Here is a 16,988-nt window from a genome sequence, read left to right on the forward strand (position 1 = left end):
AAATCACTTAACTGATTTTAGGCTTTTTTGTTTTTGGCTTAGCTTCAAACTTTTCAAATAAAAACTGAACAAACGACGTAACCTTTTGAGCCACAAACTTTCTATGCGGATAAATAGCAAATAAGCCAAACTCAAAGGTTTTATAGTCCCGCATAACCTGTACAAGCTTACCCGATGCAATATCGTCTCTCACCACTATTTCAGGGATTAAGCCAATACCGCCACCCGCTACAACCACCTCTTTTACAGCTTGCGGATTATTAACCGAAACACGCGAGTTTACGCTTGCCGTTAATGCCTCACCACTAGGTGAAACTAGAGGCCAATGGCGACCTATTTTAAAGTTGCTATCAATCACCGTAGCGTGTTGTTCAAGCTCGCCAACACTTATAGGTGCACCAAACCGCTGAATATAATCTGCTGATGCACATAAAATTAAAGGGTAACTGGTAATTTGCCTCGCAATTAAATTAGAGTCAGACACACTGCCAATTCTTATTGCTAAATCAACCCCCTCTTCTAGCAAATCAATTGTTTTGTCTGAAAGCACTAAATCAATACTTAAATCGGGATAGCGGCTCAGTAACTCAGGCATTAACGGCGCAAGGTTTGATTCACCAAACGACACCGGCGCACTCACCCTAAGCTTGCCGCTAGCAAGCGCTGTTTGACCCGATAAGTTATCGAGCATTTCGCTGTAGCTTTCAATTACAGGCACTACGCTTGCGTAATAACTTTGCCCCGCCTCGGTAATCGAAATTCTGCGCGTGGAGCGGTTAAATAATCTAACCCCTAAGTCTTGCTCTACAATGCCCACGTACTTACTGACCAGTGCCTTTGAAAGCCCTAGTCTATCGCCTGCGGCTGTAAAAGAGCCTGTTTCAACAACCGCTATGATTGTTTTAATGCCAATAATAGTATCCATGATTGTCAATATAGCATTGACATTTATTCCTTACTAGCTCGGTTTTTCAAAATGGATAATGGTGAAAGAATAGCGTTATTAAAAACCACTATTCAAAATTAAAAAACAGGACAACCCATGAGCAACCTAACGCTATACCGTTTTACTTTATCTGGTCATTCACATCGTGCAGAGCTATTTACATCGCTTTTAAATCTTGATGTAAATATGGTTGATGTTGCATTGCAAAACGGCGCACAAAAGCAAGCTGACTTTCTAAAAATGAATATTTTTGGGCAAGTACCCGTACTTAAACATAACGATGACGTTATTAACGATTCAAACGCTATTTTGCTGTACTTGGCACAAAAGTTTGATGCTAACAGAACCTGGTACCCTGAAGATGTAACTGTTCAAGCGCACATTCAGCGCTGGTTGAGCGTTGCTGCAGGGCTTGTGGCTTCAGGTCCCTGTTCGGCGCGTTTAGTTACTGTATTTGGCGCAGAGCTTGATCATCAAAACGCGATAAACATTGCCCACACATTATTTAAAACAATGGATGCGTACTTACAAAATCGCGAGTACTTAGTAGGCAATCAGCCTACTATTGCCGACATTGCCAACTTTTCGTACATAGCACATGCACCAGAGGGCGGCGTATCGCTTGAGCAATATCCCAATATTTTAAGATGGCTAAACAACGTTCGTAAACTTGATGGTTTTATAGCAATGCCTAAAACAAAAGCGGGTTTACTAGCTTAGTTTTAAGTTTTTAATACTGTTTTATAAGAGGCTATTAAGCCTCTTTTTATGCTTGTTTAAGTGGTACTTGAAATTCAGTGATAATATTTATAATTGGTAATAGGTTACGCTATTCTCTATTTGTAGAGTTTCACAGGATATAATAATATTTATATATGAAAGTAAATGAAATGTCCTCTGATAAAATAGCTATATGCCAGAGGGAGGTTTGAATTCAATTTATTTGAGAAAAAATACCTATATACTCCTATGAGAACAAAATGTACGTGAAACGTCTTCCCGATTTTATTGGAGATCTAATTAACAAAGGGAAATTGAATCTACATAATTGAAAAATATAGTTTGTAGAAAGCTTCTGTTCATCATGGCTCCAGAAGTGTTAATTTTTCTAGTAAAGACTTCGAATTATTCTATCAAATTGTGCTTTTGTAGTTTCTAGATGTGGGGAAATCAGTTCAATCTGCTTTGATCGAAAAATAGCATATGAAAAACCAAAAACACAAGTAAAAAGAGTGCTAAACTTGAGTAAGCCCCTAATTATAAAGCATTTTCAACCTGTCTAAGCAGACATTATATGTTTCTCTAAGGAAATAAATGAACTTACTCTTTGTATGTAGTCAAAATAAACTAAGAAGCCCAACAGCAGAGTCCATATTTTCAGATTTACCAGATGTTAATGTTCGCTCTGCAGGATTAAATAATAATGCAGAAATACCTTTAGGCATTGAAGATGTTGTTTGGGCCCATTGTATTTTTGTTATGGAGCAAGCACAAATAAAGAAGCTGCGTACACATTTTAAAAAATATTTAAAAGAACAACGTGTTATTTGTTTAGGTATTCCAGATAATTATGAATATATGGAACCAGCATTAATCAAGCTATTTAATCAAAAAGTACCTCAATATATTAGTGTTTGAACACATAAATAATGACTATAAAACCATTTTAAAGCGATGATTATTACGAGACTTCATACTGCGACAAATCATTTATAGATATTTTAAATTTTTGATTATATTAAGTCAATTGTAACAAGCTGAACTCCTCAGAACTTTACTTCTCAAGTTTAATTAAAACATTTAGAGCTATATTTCAAAACACTACAGCTCTAAATCAAGCTCATCAACGCCTTTAGCAGGTACGGCGCAGCAAATTAGCGCCTGCCCCAGCTCTATCGGGTAATTTACGTTATTGCGATACACCACAGCGCCTGCGTTTATTTTTACGGCGCAACTGCCGCAGCTACCGTTTCGACAGCCAAATTCAGGTTCTAAACCATGGGATTCGGCTACATTAAGTATAGTGTTGTCGCCTTTGTTCCAGCGCTGCTCAAAGCCCGATTTACTGAATTTAATTACAGTGTTGTCTGCTTCTTCTACGCTAATCTCTTTGCTTTTATTAGGTGCTTCGTTTGTGTTAAGCACTTTTCGCTTAATAATGGAGGGTCCAAATGCTTCAGCAAATATGTTTTTGTCCTGCACACCTAGCAATAACAGCTCGTTATATACGTGCTGCATAAACGCTTCAGGCCCGCATAAAAAGAACTCGTAATCATCAAGTGGTAAATAATACCTAAACACATCCGCGTTTATGCGTCCTTTTAAATTAAAGCCATTGTCTTGCTTTTCATCAAGCTCAGGCTGAGATAAAAGTGAGTAGTAATCAATTACGCCGCCACTAGCATCTGCAAGCGTTTTTAGCTCGTTATAAAACGCACGCTGTTGGGCATTTTTAGCACTGTGAAAAATATGCAAAGGGCGTGTATAGCGGGTTCTTAACCCTTCATTGGTAATGTGTTTAGCCATTGAGATCATAGGTGTAATGCCTATTCCGCCACCAATTAATACCGCAGGTTTAGCACTGGTTGGGTCAATAAAAAACTGTCCTTGTGGGTATTTAGCTAAAATAACGTCGCCTACTTTTACGTTATTATGAAAGTAGTTAGACACCTCACCACTGAGCTCTTTTTTAATCGATAATCTATAAAATAGTTCATGAGGGCTTGATGACACGGTGTAGGTTCTAATAACAGGTTTGCTATTACTGTTATTGCTATTGCTATTGCGACTATTTTTACATGGTATTTGTACAGTTAAATGCTGCCCAGCTTTAAACGGTAACAAGATTGTATTGTTATGCCCTTCTAAATAAAAGGAGGTAATTACATTACTTTCTTTTATTATTTTAGTTACTTTTAAAGGCTGCCAAGTATGTTTTAGTTTTTCGGCTTGTTTGTTTTTATCAGCCTCAAGCCACGTGCCCGTCATTTTAGTATTAGGGGAATAAGCATCAAATTTAGCACTAAACGGGAGTAAGTTTTTAAGCCACATTCCTTTAGTGAGGGTAAATTTCCAGCCTCGGTCTGCGCCAATAAAGCCTTCAAGCTCTGGATGCCCGTCCCATAAAATTTCAACGCTGCCGGTAAGCATTAATACATTGCCGGTGTCAAAATCAGGAAATAACAAACCTGCTTTTGGGTTTAATAAAAAGTTACCCAAGGTATTAAAAAAATTGTTACCTGCGTAATCAGGAATCGTTAATGTGTTGCCTTCGCGCTTTACAAAGCCCGGCAACCCACCACGGTGAGAAACATCAACACCTTCAATTTTTGGGTTGTTTTTTGCGGTTATAAAGCTTGAAACAAAAAATGTATCGGTGATATCAATTAACGTACTAGCTGCGTTATCAAGTGTATTAAATTCAACTTTTTGTACTGCACTACTTTTAACTAAAGGATCTCTATTAAACGTTAAGTCGCGCGTTTGAATATACTGCGGGCAATTTCCAAAGGATTGATCAACATTAAAACTCACCTGATTATCACTAATTACCTCACTTACGCGCACATTTAAACGGTTACGCCTACGTGTGCTTAGCTCAATGCCTAACAAACCAATTGGCGAACAGGCAATATTTAACGTGTCATGTAAGGGGTCGTTTTTATCAACCGCGTGCTTCATTAATAACGACGTAGGAGTTGGGGCGCTTAAAAAGCCTGACTGTCCTGAAACAATAGATACCCACGGATTAGCGTTTTCATCAACACTGCCTGCAACCACAAATGGTAAGTGCTCAAAAAAGGCTTGATGTTGCTTTGGCATAAATGAGCGCACGGCACGTTTACCAAATGTTTCCATTATTTCTCGTTTACCGAGTTTGTCTTGTATTGCCAGCTCGCCTTCGTGAAAAGGTGAAGCATCTATTGAGTTTGTATTTATCATTTTGCTCGTAATTCGTGTGCGTATTTCATGGGTTAAATTTAACTCAATACACAATGAATGATAATGGGTGTTTTATTGACTGATAATGCACAAAACAATGACAATACTTGCACCCTCTTAGTGCCAGGCGCGCACCAACATATAACAAAATAGGTTTTATCCTCACTCTAAAAACACATTAAATACTATTTAAACAATAACTTAAAAAACTGGCTGTATTTTTGCAAACATTCTATTAACAAGCCCGTTTTACTTACGGCAAAAATTTAGGTTGTTAGCACAATAGCTATTAGCAACCATCGGCAAAGAAGCCCGCACACAGTTATGCATATTGCGTATTTGTGGCGGGCTTTTTTGTTATTTGTATTTAAACCGTCACTTTAAGGAATGCCCTATGCAAACCTCGCAAAAAATACTCATTATTGGTAATGGTATGGTCGGACACCACTTTGTTGAGCAAATGCGCCAAAGCGATGCCAACGCAGACATTACTGTACTTTGCGGAGAAGCAAATCTTGCATACGATCGCGTGTACTTATCAAGTGTATTTGATGGCAAAACAGCCGCCGATTTAGCACTTACCACCCACGACAACTACAAACAGCTTAATATTAATGTGCATACCAGCCAGTGGGTTGAAGGCATTGATAGAACAGCAAAAGTAGTGACCACATTAACCGGTGAGCAATACCCATACGACAAACTTATACTCGCGACAGGTTCATTTCCATTTGTGCCGCCTATAAAAGGTAACGACCAACCCCATTGTTTGGTGTATCGCACATTAGAAGATTTAGAACAAATAAAAGCCAGTGCCGCTGTAAGTAAAAGCGGTGTTGTTATTGGTGGTGGTTTGTTGGGGCTTGAAGCCGCAAACGCCATTAAGCAACTAGGGCTTGATACCCACGTAGTTGAATTTGCGCCACAACTTATGGCTGTTCAACTTGATGGACAAGGCGGTACGCTACTAAAAAATAAAATAGAAAAACTCGGCGTAACAGCACATACATCAAAAGCAACCAGCGAAATAGTAAAAGGCGAAACCAGTCGCTTTAGATTAAATTTTTCGGACGAGTCATTTTTAGAAACAGATCTGATTTTGTTCTCTGCCGGTATTCGCCCGTATGATCAGCTAGGTAAAATTGCTGATTTAGAACTCGGTGAACGCGGCGGTATTATCATTAATAATCAATGCCAAACGTCAGATCCTGATATTTTAGCCATTGGTGAATGTGCCCTGTGGGACAAAAAACTATTTGGCTTAGTTGCACCGGGTTACAACATGGCGCGCGTTGCAGCGAGCCAATTAAGTGGTGGCGAGCTTGAGTTTTTAGGTGCCGATATGAGCACCAAACTTAAGTTATTAGGCGTAGAAGTAGGCTCAATTGGCGACGCTCATGCAAAAACGCCAGACTGCAAAGAACTTATATACCAAGACGCTATTCGCGGCTGTTATAAAAAAATCATACTAAGTGAAAAAGGCGACAAATTACTGGGCGCTGTACTTGTTGGCGATACCAGCGACTACGATACTTTATTACAGTACATGCTTAACGACATGGACTTACCAGAAAACCCTGAGTGTTTAATTTTACCAGACAGCGGCGGCGCGCCGTCGTTATCTGGCAGTGCCCTACCCGACACAGCCACTATTTGTTCGTGTCACAATGTGAGTAAAGGCGACATTGTAGGTGCCATTGATGGCGGCTCATGCGATTTAGCCTCTGTAAAATCATGTACTAAAGCAGCAAGTGGCTGTGGTGGTTGTGCTGCGTTATTAAAATCTGTTGTTGATAACGAATTAGCAAGTCGCGGAGTTGAAGTAAACAACCATGTATGTGAGCACTTTGCGTATTCACGCCAAGAACTACTGCACATGGTAAAAGTAGAAAGCATTAAAAGCTTTGATGGCTTACTAGCTAAACACGGCAGCGGTCATGGCTGTGAAATATGTAAACCTGCCATTGGCTCTATTTTAGCCTCAACATGGAACGACTTTATTTTAGAACCCGCCCATGTTGGCTTACAAGACACTAACGATACGTACCTAGCAAATATGCAAAAAGATGGTTCGTACTCTGTAGTACCCCGTATTGCTGGTGGCGAAATAACGCCCGACAAACTCATTGTAATTGGACAAGTAGCAAAAGACTTTAACCTGTACTGCAAAGTCACTGGTGGTCAGCGTATTGATTTATTTGGTGCGCGCTTAGAAGAGCTTCCTGTTATTTGGGAGCGACTTATTGAAGCCGGATTTGAGACAGGTCATGCTTATGGTAAGTCTCTTAGAACCGTTAAATCGTGTGTGGGTAGTACGTGGTGTCGTTATGGTGTGCAAGACAGCGTTGGACACGCAATAGAAATAGAAAACCGCTACAAAGGACTTCGTGCACCGCATAAATTTAAAATGGCGGTATCGGGTTGTACCCGCGAATGCGCCGAAGCACAAAGTAAAGATATTGGCATTATAGCTACCGAAAACGGCTGGAACTTATACGTGTGTGGTAATGGCGGTATGCGCCCTCGCCATGCTGATTTATTTGCAACCGATTTAGACACGCCAACACTGATTAAATACATTGACCGCGTGATTATGTTTTACATTAAAACAGCTGACAAATTACAACGTACGTCGGTATGGATGGAAAATCTTGAAGGCGGTTTAGACTACCTTAAAAGCGTAGTCATTGACGACAGCTTAGGCATTTGCGATGAGCTAGAAGCGCAAATGGAATTAATTACACAAACCTATGCGTGTGAGTGGAAAAAAGCCATTGAAAGCCCAGATGCTGCCAAACGATTCCGCCAGTTTGTTAATAGCCCCGAAACCGACGACAACATTTTATTTGTGCAAGAGCGTAACCAAATTCGCCCTGCTACAGAAGCCGAAAAACGTGAGCAACGTAATACACAAAACCGTATTCCAGTAATGGAAGTTGAAGAGGAGCAAGCTGATGTCTTGGCATAATATTGGAACAATCGACAACCTAGTGGCTAATAGCGGCGTATGCGCATTAGTTAATAATCAGCAAGTGGCTATTTTTTACATTCCACAAAATCCAGCGGCTGTGTTTGCCATTAGCAACTACGACCCGATTGGCAAAGCCAATGTATTATCGCGTGGCATTATTGGCTCAATCGACAATAAATTAGTTGTCGCATCGCCTTTATATAAGCAACACTTTTGCCTAGAAACAGGCGAATGTTTAGAAGCAGAAGCAATACACTTACCGGTTTTTAATGCAAAAATTGAAGACGGCAGTGTATTTATAAGCTCTGAACCAAAAGTTACAACAGCTGTGGCTTAGGGGAATAGTATGAGTGTACTGTCTTATTTTTCGGGTATTGAAAACGTGTGGCTAAGTAAGCTTGTTACTAAGCTAACAAGCTCAAATGATCGCAGTGCTAAAAGCGGCAACGTTTATATAATTGGTGCGGGCCCAGGAGACGCAGAGCTAATTACGGTAAAAGCGCAGCGTTTAATTAATACCGCCGATGTTGTTTTATACGATTGGTTAGTAAGCGATGATTTATTAAAAGCGCTTCCTAAAAAAGCGCAGCGTGTATTTGTAGGTAAACGTGCTGGTAAGCATTCGATGACCCAAGCTAACATTTGCGAACTACTGGTTAAATACGCGCAACAAGGCTTAAACGTAGTGCGTTTAAAAGGCGGTGATCCGAGTATATTTGCACGTATTAACGAAGAAGCCGATGCACTTAGTAAGCATAATATTAATTTTGCTATTGTTCCGGGTGTAACAACGGCTTGTGCTACGTCCGCTTATACGGGTATTCCGCTCACTGCACGCGATGTAGCGCGTAGTGTTACATTTTTAACGGCGCAGTTTGCCGATCCTAACAAGCAACCTCATTGGCAAAATTACGCGTTTATGCCTGCAAACAACAACCCCACTTTAGTGGTTTATATGGGGCTTTCGCGCTTACAAACGCTAAGCAACGGTTTGCAATCAGTGGGCTGGCCAAGTAATACACCCATTGCACTAATAGAGAATGCCACTACCACTAAGCAAAAAGTAATTACTAGTACGCTTGAACTGATAGTAAATGAGCATGCTAAACACAACCTTCAAGGTCCTACCCTTATTATGATTGGTGAAGTAATAAATCATAAAATGGCAATTAGCCCTGAGTTATTAAACAGTATAAATGTTAACGCATGATACAAAATGAATAATGCACTTTTCGCGCTTACTACCTCCCCAGGAGTAGGCGCTTTTTTTGTTTTTAATTTGGGTTCAAGTTGTGTGCAATAACATGCTTAAATGCACCAAATAAGTTAAAAGTAATGGTAAGTTAAATTATAGAAACACAGTGACAAGCAAAAACAACACTTTAAGCAATTGTATTAGCTTGATTTTAAATTCAATGATGAAATTTATTAATGATTGGAACAGTGGTTGCACTTTAAAAACAAAAAAGTGTGGAATAATACCTATGGCGACAAGCAATCCTCTCACAAAACAGTTTTTATTAGCGGCTAAATATCAAGAAATACACGCGCTAAAGCAATTACAAAATAGTTGTGCCTCGCTTACTAAATTAGGCGATTTTGTACATCAGTTACAAAAAGAACGCGCAATGAGTAATATATTTTTGGCCTCAAATCGAGAGCGATTTAAAACCCAATTACAAGAACAAATCCCTTTAAGCGACAGCGCACAAACTGCATTTTATGATTCTCTTAAACAAACATTTATAAACGACAACGCCGATACTGGCCATACTCGGTTATTTAATTTAATTACCTACAGCTTACAAGCACTCGATGCATTACCGGTATTGCGCAAGCAAATAGCACAACAAAACATTAGTGCGGTACATGCTACGCAGTCATTCACTCAGTTAATTGCTAGTTTACTCAATATTATTTTAGAGGCAGCAGATGGCGCAAGCGATCCCAAAATAACGCGCTTATTAGTTGCCTTTTTTAACTTTATGCAAGGTAAAGAATACGCAGGACAAGAGCGTGCCTGTGGTGCACAAGCATTTGCAGCGAGTAAATTTACCACAGAGCAAAAACAACAACTCGCGCATTTTGTACAAGAACAAAACCACAGCTTTGACTTTTTTAATGAGTACGCCGATGCGCACCTTTTAAAATGTTTTGGCACACTAACAACGCATCAGGTTAATAATCAGGTAGAGCAACTTAGAAGTTTACTGCAAAAGCTCGATGACGAGAACGCTCAACCGCTCTCACAACTGAGCGAAGTATGGTACGAAGTAACCACTACGCGCATAGATATAATGCACAAAATTGAACAAAATATAGCAGATCAGTTAATTGATACCGCAGCAATGCAAATAGCCTGTGCTCAACGTAGCTTAAATACAAATAAGCAGGTACTTAACAATATGGTAGAGCAACAAATAGCCCCTGCTTTTGGCCAATTAGCCATTAAGCAACCAGAGCCAGAAGTAAGCCAAAACATAGCGGCCGATAAGCTCAATAGTAATAAAAGTATGTACGATTTAATTATCGAGCAAAGCCAGCATATTAAACAAATAAACCAAGCGTTACTTGACGCTAAAAAAGTAATTAGTGAGCAAAAGGTAATTCACCAAGCCAAGTACATACTTATTGAGCAGTTAAAACTCACGGAAGAGCAAGCCCATAAACAGCTACAAAAACAAGCAATGGATACGCATAAAACCTTATTTAGCGTAGCGCAAACAATTATACAAATGAGCGATTAAATATGCTGTTTTTACTAGGGCATGTTGCTCTTTAGTAAGAACACTACTCTACATAATACTTATTTATTCAGTTATAAACTTCACGATCAGACTTAGTTTGACCTTATTTGAAAATAGATTCATAAGCTACTGACTATAATAAGGTAAAACTCTAATTTGAAGTCTATTTATAATGCAAATTATTCAACACATTCAAAATAATCAACTACAATAAGTTAATCATTTGTTGCATCTCATTTTAATGAGGCATATTTATTTAATACTGTTGTAGGAGTTTGAATGCCCAATGTAGAGAGTTATTTAGAAGGTGTATCATTAATAGATGAGCAGCAATTAACGACTTCTCTTGATAATGACATTCAAACAAGCTTAGAAAGCTTTGCTGAGCTAATTTTAAACATTTTTGATGCAAGCTCATCCTCTATTGTTGCTAACCTGCCTCAACGTGCTGTCGAGCTATATAAATCAGGTCCAAAAATAACAGTAGCTAAAGAGCAACTATCTGATGACGTTTTTAATGAATCGGTTATTGAGCATGATCCTAAAATATTTAGAGTGGTATCACCTATTATTTTGCCCTCAAACCTTAAGTTTGGATGGTTGGTATTCGAGCGAGCAAGTGATTCACTACTTACCGAAAAAGAACAATTAATCTTAAATAGTTTACAAAAAAACTTTGTTAATCAGTTAGTCCAACGTAAAAATTCATTAGATAAAATAAACAGTTCTAAGTTTCACTCTACAATTAGCGAGCTAAAAAAAGACGAAACTGAAAAAGAACGCCTAATCACAAACTTACAAAAAATGAGCGATGAACTTGATGAATTTACCAGTATTGCTTCACATGATCTCAAGTCACCATTAAATGCTATAAAACGTTTATTAGAGTGGATTTATGATGACTGTAAAGATTTACTCCCTCAAGAGCACTTAGAAAATTTTCAGCTTGTGCTCAGCCGGGCTAATAGAATGCAAGTACTGCTAGAAGATTTACTAAGCTACTCGAGAATAAATAGCTGTGATTCAACTCATGCAAGCATATCTTTAGAAAGTATTTACCAAGATATAGAACAAATTTTAGAAATTCCACAAGCTGTCACTTTAGATATACACGCCAATAACGAAGCACTCGATATACCGCTGATCCCTTTTAAAACTGTTTTTCAAAATCTTATTAGTAATGCAATAAAACATAACAATAAAGAGCACCCGGTTATCGATATTTCACTTATCCCCTCTAATCAATATTACATTATTGAGATAACAGATAATGGCCCCGGAATTGACCCTAAATATTTTTCACTCATATTTAAGTTATTTCAGACATTGCAATCTCGAGATGATGTTGAAGGGAGCGGCATTGGACTCTGTATTGCCAATAAGCTCATTATTAATTATGGGGGCAAAATTGAAGTAGCCTCCGATGGGGAACTTGGCAGTACATTCACTATTTATTGGCCCAAAGTTTAACTATGAAATTATCAATTATAAACGAGCATCATGTAGATGCTGCTCTTAGAAGGAACTTATGAATATTTTAATTGTTGATGATGACTTAGTTGATCGCAAATTAATTAAAAAAATGCTTATTTCTGATGGCTCTCATCATCATGACATTACCGAGGTAACGTGCGTATCCGAGGGCTTGAAAGCCATTGAAGACACGCACTTTGATATAATACTACTCGATTATAATATGCCTAAAGAAGATGGCATTGAAATGCTAATTGAAATGCGTGCAAAGCCTAAACTCGGTAACACCGCAATTATCATGATTAGCTCCTCAGAGAACTCAGCTTTGGCTATTGAGTGTATAGAAGCAGGCGCTCAAGACTTTTTACCAAAAGGTGATATAACGAGGGATAGTTTAAATAAAGCGCTTATATATGCCAAAAAACGCTTCGAGGCAGAACAACGTATGCACAACAGTTATCTTGCTGTAAAGCATATGGCAGAACGGGATCAGCTTACTGGTTTGTCTAATCGATATCATTTTGAAGAAATACTAAAAGTAATGATAGCTAACAATAAACGTGCTAAAAACTGCGTGGCGTTACTTGCTTTAGATTTAGATAACTTCAAAAATATTAATGATACGCTTGGGCATAGTGTTGGCGACGAAATTTTAATACAAACAGTAGAAAGGATTCATAGTTGCCTGAGGCAAAACGAAGGATTTGCACGCTTAGGAGGCGATGAATTTGCAGTTATAATAGGTGGAATTTGCAATATTAATCAAATAGGTATGATAGCAAATAGAATTTTAGCTGAAGTTTCTAAACCCTTTTTGCATGAAGGCAGAACTTTAAATTGCAGTGTTAGCATTGGAAGCGCCATATACCCAAATGATGCTACTGAATCTCATGAACTGCTAAAATGTGCTGATATTGCAATGTATCGCTCAAAGCAAAGTGGTAAAAGTAGAATAAGCTTTTACAAAGAGCAATATCAATATGAATTTAGTCGTCGGGTAGATATTCAAAATAGTATAAAAGAGCATATAGAGAAAAAAAACTTTAGGCTATTTTATCAACCTGTTTATTGTTCAAAAACACAAATAATGACAGGTGTCGAAGCCCTTATCCGTTGGCCAGATACAACCGTTAATTATACCCCCGATGAGTTTATTCCTATTGCTGAAGAGTGCCGATTAATAGCCCCTCTTGGAAAATGGATAATTGCGAGTGCTTTAAAGCAGTTATCTTTGTGGCAGAAAGACTATCAAACGCCGTTAACTCTATCTATTAATATTTCACCGATACAACTGCAAAGAGAAGTTTTACAAACGTATCTATTAGAGACGGTCGAAAAATACAATTTAAAAACCAGTAGTATTATTCTGGAAATAACAGAAACAGCTTTTATGGAAAACAGTAAAGAAGTGATTGAAATATTAACTTCTTTGTCTAATAAAGGGTTTAGGATTGCTTTGGACGATTTTGGTATGGGTTATTCATCCATATCTCACCTTATTTCCTACCCTATTGATATAGTAAAATTAGACAAAAGCATGCAATCGTTAGGTGGAGAAAATAATAAACGATTAAAAATAATCGAGAGCTTATCTTTAATGCTGAAGAAACTAGATTTTTCTGTGGTAGCTGAAGGAATCGAAACTGAAACCCAGCATCAGCTGTGTAAAAAATTAAATATAGACTACTTGCAAGGTTTTCTCTTTTCAAAGCCTATGCCTGTAAACGAAATTAATTTGCTGCTCGATGACTATAGTAAAAAAATAAAACTTTAATAAATAGGTTATTTTGAGCCTTTGTAAAATTGAAACTTAAATCAAACACCTTTATAACCTTAAGCTAAAAACCTTTGGTTTGTGCCACATACTCAAACTAAAGGTTCTCCAATTGGCACAGCCTAGTGGGTTAAAACTTAAAACACATGCAAATCAGCTGTGTTTTTCCAAATGCTGACCGATGACAGCCAATACTTTTTCTTTTAACTCTGCTGCCTGAAAGCTTCCTTTTACAAGGTAACCTTTAACAAAATCGTGTGACATTATAATCTTTTTTTCTTCTTCTCTTTCTGATGAGCTAAACATCATAACCACACAAGAGCTGATTTCTATCATCTTCCTCAGTTTAGAAAACTCTTCTAAAAACTGAATACCATTGACTCTTGGCATATTGATGTCCAAAAATATGAGTATTGGAGGAAATCCATCAGGGTACTCTTTTCTGTTAGCTTCATAATTTTCTAGAAATTCTAATGCTTCCTGGCCATCTTTTTTTTCAAAAATTGTAAGATCTAATTCAGCCTCTTTAATTAATCTTTTAAGAATATACCGGTCAACTTCATTGTCATCGACAATTAATATAGGGGGTTTAATTTTTGTCATGTTAGCTTATCCATTGGTATTATTATTTTAAACGTCGTACCTTCATCAGAGCTTTGCAGTGATACTTCACCATTTAAATACTCAATATGTTTTTTAACCAGCGCCATCCCTAAACCAGACCCCGTACTTGTCTGTGCATGAAATCGCTTAAACATATCAAACACTTCACTTTGATGCTTTTGTGGTATTCCCATTCCGTTATCGGTAACAGTAATAAAAAACGTCTCTTGCTCATTAAAAATATCACAGCGGACATAAGGCGAATCTTTATTTCTGTCGTAATACTTCAACCCGTTTGAAATTAAGTTTTCAATAATTTGAGCAAAACGCGCTTTTTCTGACCTTATAGGTACTGATAAATTAATTGTTGTTTCGAGCGTACAAGGGTTATCTTTCATGAGCCAAGACAGTCGTTCTTTCATATCAATAATTAACTGATTAAAGTCAATTAAATCTTTATCCTCATTACCAATTTCAGCTTTGGCTAACAATAAAATATCAACAACAAGTGTTTCTAACTTTTCCATTTGTTGATAAATAACCAGTGCATTTCGGCTTGCCTCCTCTGTGTCTCCCGCTTTTATATCTTCGATAACAAAATGCGCTAAGGATTTAGCCCCTGACAGCGGTGATTTTAGGTCATGGGAAGCCCGATAAGCAAACTGGGCAAGCTCATCATTTGCTTGCTGCAGGGAAGCTGTTTGGCTGTTTATAATCTCTTTGAGTTCAATACTGTTTTCAATATTTAAAAGATCATTTTTAATTCGCTGTCTGGCCGCGATAACGAGTGCTTTTAATTCACCCGACGTTTTTATATCAAGTTCATCGTCTAGATTAATATTGCTTTCGGGCTTACTTGATAAAAGTAGAGTTAGATTTCGTATAGAGCTCGATATTGTGCGAGAAAGATAACTTATAAAAAGAATATTAAAAAAAGATATGATTATAACAAGTGGAATTAGCGTCATTAGTATAAACGATACTGTTTTTCTAATTGGTTCCTCAAACAGCTCCGTGTTTTTATTAAAGCCACTTAGCGAAGTATTAAGATTTAGTAAAAAAGCGTCTCTACTAAGTTTCCCCTTTTTATACTGATTAACTGACAATAAGGCTTTATCAGCAATTTCAATATCGTTTTCACAGATTGTTAATGTATGATCTGTGTTAATAACTTTCATAACAGCATAATTTAACGGGTTTATTTGTTCAATACATTCAATCGGTTGCTGCCTAATTAACAATATATCCGACTCAATGGTATTTATATCTATGGGGATATCATTTTCTATTTTTTTAACTGACTTGGTAAGTTGATGTGTATACTTTAAATGAAGAAAGTTAAGTTGATGAAACTTAGCTCCTTTAGCAATTTCAAAAGCTGAGTAGACAGTAATACTTATCTCTGCTGCAGTTAATATTACAATAAGCATCAGTTTTCTTGAGATATTCATATACGACACCTATTTTAGCTACTAACCCAACAATTTTTAATTAACACTATAATAATTATAGTATTTATAACCTTAGGTATAGCAGATTTTATCTTTTTTACTAGGCTCTCTAAAAATAACAATTTATAACTAGCTTTGTTCGCTTTTTATACCAAGCTTCTTTGTTAGCTTTTCTTGCCACTCTACAGCAAGCTCTGGTAAAGCTAATGCTTCTAAAAGTATGTCTTCATAACCTACGTATTTTTTATCAAAAAACGCTTGAAACAGCTTTTTAACTGATATGTCGTGCGAGGCTTTCTTCTCGATAACAGCACTATCACCCGTTTTTGCAACGCCTTGCTCTAGTACCCTAAAATACACGCCAGTGCAGTAATACTGCGTAAACAGTTTAAGGCTGTTTGTATTATTAAGCGCGATAGCTAATTTAAAACAGGGTACACGAGGCTGGCTTACTTCAAGCAGTGCAGTACCAATTCGAATATGGTCACCTATGTGTATATTCGCTTCATCAAGGTCAGAAATCGTGAAGTTTTCGCCAAAGGCACCTACTGCCAAATTATCATTCTCGAGGGTTTGTTTCCAATACTCATAATGATTGTGCGAAAAAGCATATACCGCTTTATCTACCCCGCCGTGATTAACTAAATCAGCTTGCTCGTCACCTATAATGTTTAGCTTTTCAATCACTACAGGCTCGTTAGTTGGGGTTTTAAATATTCCTGTTTTCACCTCTTTACCATTATGAATAAGAGTTTTAATTTTAGAAATATTAGTCGAGATGATTTTCATTGCGATACCAACGGATGAGGAAGTAAAAATTAATTATGCAGGTTTTAAAATTATTATAAATAAATTTAAGCAAAAAATGACCGTTTAAGACTAGGGCGTGTTTATCTTTGTGGATTGAAATTTATTCAATCTAGGGGCGATTAAATCGCGGCGCGAGGTTTGTAACCTAGTGGGCTAAGTAAAAACCGAGCAAAGCTTCCGCGTCCTGCTCACGCCCCTTACCTACATCCATGTCATAGGTAAGATCTTAAGAAATTGAGTTGAAGCTCAATTCATGATCAAATGGTTGTTA

Annotated in this window: 13 protein-coding genes; 8 read left to right on the top strand and 5 right to left on the bottom strand. The window is 37.5% G+C overall.

Annotation, left to right across the window (positions count from 1 at the left end):
* Nucleotides 1-7: 7 nt before the first annotated feature.
* On the bottom strand, nt 8-925 hold the full coding sequence (locus I6F44_RS08400) for a LysR family transcriptional regulator (protein ID WP_197173594.1): 918 nt from the start codon (nt 923-925) through the stop codon (nt 8-10).
* A 117-nt stretch (nt 926-1,042) separates the two neighbouring features.
* Here I6F44_RS08400 and I6F44_RS08405 point away from each other — a divergent pair, with 117 nt between their 5' ends.
* Together I6F44_RS08405 and I6F44_RS08410 are read left to right on the top strand one after the other, a co-directional pair.
* Entirely contained in the window at nt 1,043-1,666 is a 624-nt protein-coding gene (locus I6F44_RS08405) for a glutathione S-transferase (protein ID WP_197173595.1), read from the top strand.
* A 594-nt stretch (nt 1,667-2,260) separates the two neighbouring features.
* Nucleotides 2,261-2,584 (top strand): low molecular weight protein tyrosine phosphatase family protein, encoded by a 324-nt coding sequence (locus I6F44_RS08410; protein ID WP_197173596.1) that lies wholly within the window; start codon nt 2,261-2,263, stop codon nt 2,582-2,584.
* Between the two features lie 183 nt (nt 2,585-2,767).
* On the opposite strand, the gene I6F44_RS08415 is transcribed toward I6F44_RS08410, so the two are convergent.
* Complete coding sequence (locus I6F44_RS08415; RefSeq protein ID WP_197173597.1) at nt 2,768-4,888, bottom strand: 2Fe-2S iron-sulfur cluster-binding protein; 2,121 nt, start codon at nt 4,886-4,888, stop codon at nt 2,768-2,770.
* A 394-nt stretch (nt 4,889-5,282) separates the two neighbouring features.
* Here I6F44_RS08415 and nirB point away from each other — a divergent pair, with 394 nt between their 5' ends.
* The 6 genes from nirB to I6F44_RS08445 all read left to right on the top strand — a co-directional run bounded on the left by nirB (nt 5,283) and on the right by I6F44_RS08445 (nt 13,853).
* Entirely contained in the window at nt 5,283-7,856 is a 2,574-nt protein-coding gene (gene nirB, locus I6F44_RS08420) for a nitrite reductase large subunit NirB (RefSeq protein WP_197173598.1), read from the top strand.
* On the top strand, nt 7,843-8,196 hold the full coding sequence (gene nirD / locus I6F44_RS08425) for a nitrite reductase small subunit NirD (protein WP_197173599.1): 354 nt from the start codon (nt 7,843-7,845) through the stop codon (nt 8,194-8,196). The genes nirB and nirD overlap by 14 nt, the downstream gene beginning before the upstream one ends.
* A 9-nt stretch (nt 8,197-8,205) precedes the next feature.
* Nucleotides 8,206-9,069, top strand: coding sequence for a uroporphyrinogen-III C-methyltransferase (gene cobA, locus I6F44_RS08430; protein ID WP_197173600.1), 864 nt, complete (start codon nt 8,206-8,208; stop codon nt 9,067-9,069).
* A 274-nt stretch (nt 9,070-9,343) separates the two neighbouring features.
* Nucleotides 9,344-10,606: a nitrate regulatory protein gene (locus tag I6F44_RS08435; RefSeq protein ID WP_121954533.1), complete on the top strand. Its 1,263-nt coding sequence runs from the start codon at nt 9,344-9,346 to the stop codon at nt 10,604-10,606.
* 279 nt (nt 10,607-10,885) lie between these two features.
* Entirely contained in the window at nt 10,886-12,076 is a 1,191-nt protein-coding gene (locus I6F44_RS08440) for a sensor histidine kinase (protein WP_197173601.1), read from the top strand.
* 58 nt (nt 12,077-12,134) lie between these two features.
* Nucleotides 12,135-13,853 (top strand): two-component system response regulator, encoded by a 1,719-nt coding sequence (locus I6F44_RS08445; RefSeq protein WP_197173602.1) that lies wholly within the window; start codon nt 12,135-12,137, stop codon nt 13,851-13,853.
* 153 nt (nt 13,854-14,006) lie between these two features.
* On the opposite strand, the gene I6F44_RS08450 is transcribed toward I6F44_RS08445, so the two are convergent.
* From I6F44_RS08450 to I6F44_RS08460, 3 genes are all read right to left on the bottom strand, one after another.
* On the bottom strand, nt 14,007-14,456 hold the full coding sequence (locus I6F44_RS08450; protein ID WP_010552557.1) for a response regulator: 450 nt from the start codon (nt 14,454-14,456) through the stop codon (nt 14,007-14,009).
* The gene (locus tag I6F44_RS08455; protein WP_197173603.1) at nt 14,453-15,907 is read right to left on the bottom strand and encodes a sensor histidine kinase; all 1,455 of its coding nucleotides are present in this window, start codon (nt 15,905-15,907) and stop codon (nt 14,453-14,455) included. The genes I6F44_RS08450 and I6F44_RS08455 overlap by 4 nt, the downstream gene beginning before the upstream one ends.
* A gap of 129 nt (nt 15,908-16,036) precedes the next feature.
* Nucleotides 16,037-16,696, bottom strand: coding sequence for an MOSC domain-containing protein (locus tag I6F44_RS08460; RefSeq protein WP_197173604.1), 660 nt, complete (start codon nt 16,694-16,696; stop codon nt 16,037-16,039).
* Nucleotides 16,697-16,988: the final 292 nt, after the last annotated feature.

This window comes from Pseudoalteromonas sp. NZS11_1, assembly GCF_015864275.1.
Lineage (GTDB): Bacteria > Pseudomonadota > Gammaproteobacteria > Enterobacterales > Alteromonadaceae > Pseudoalteromonas > Pseudoalteromonas arctica.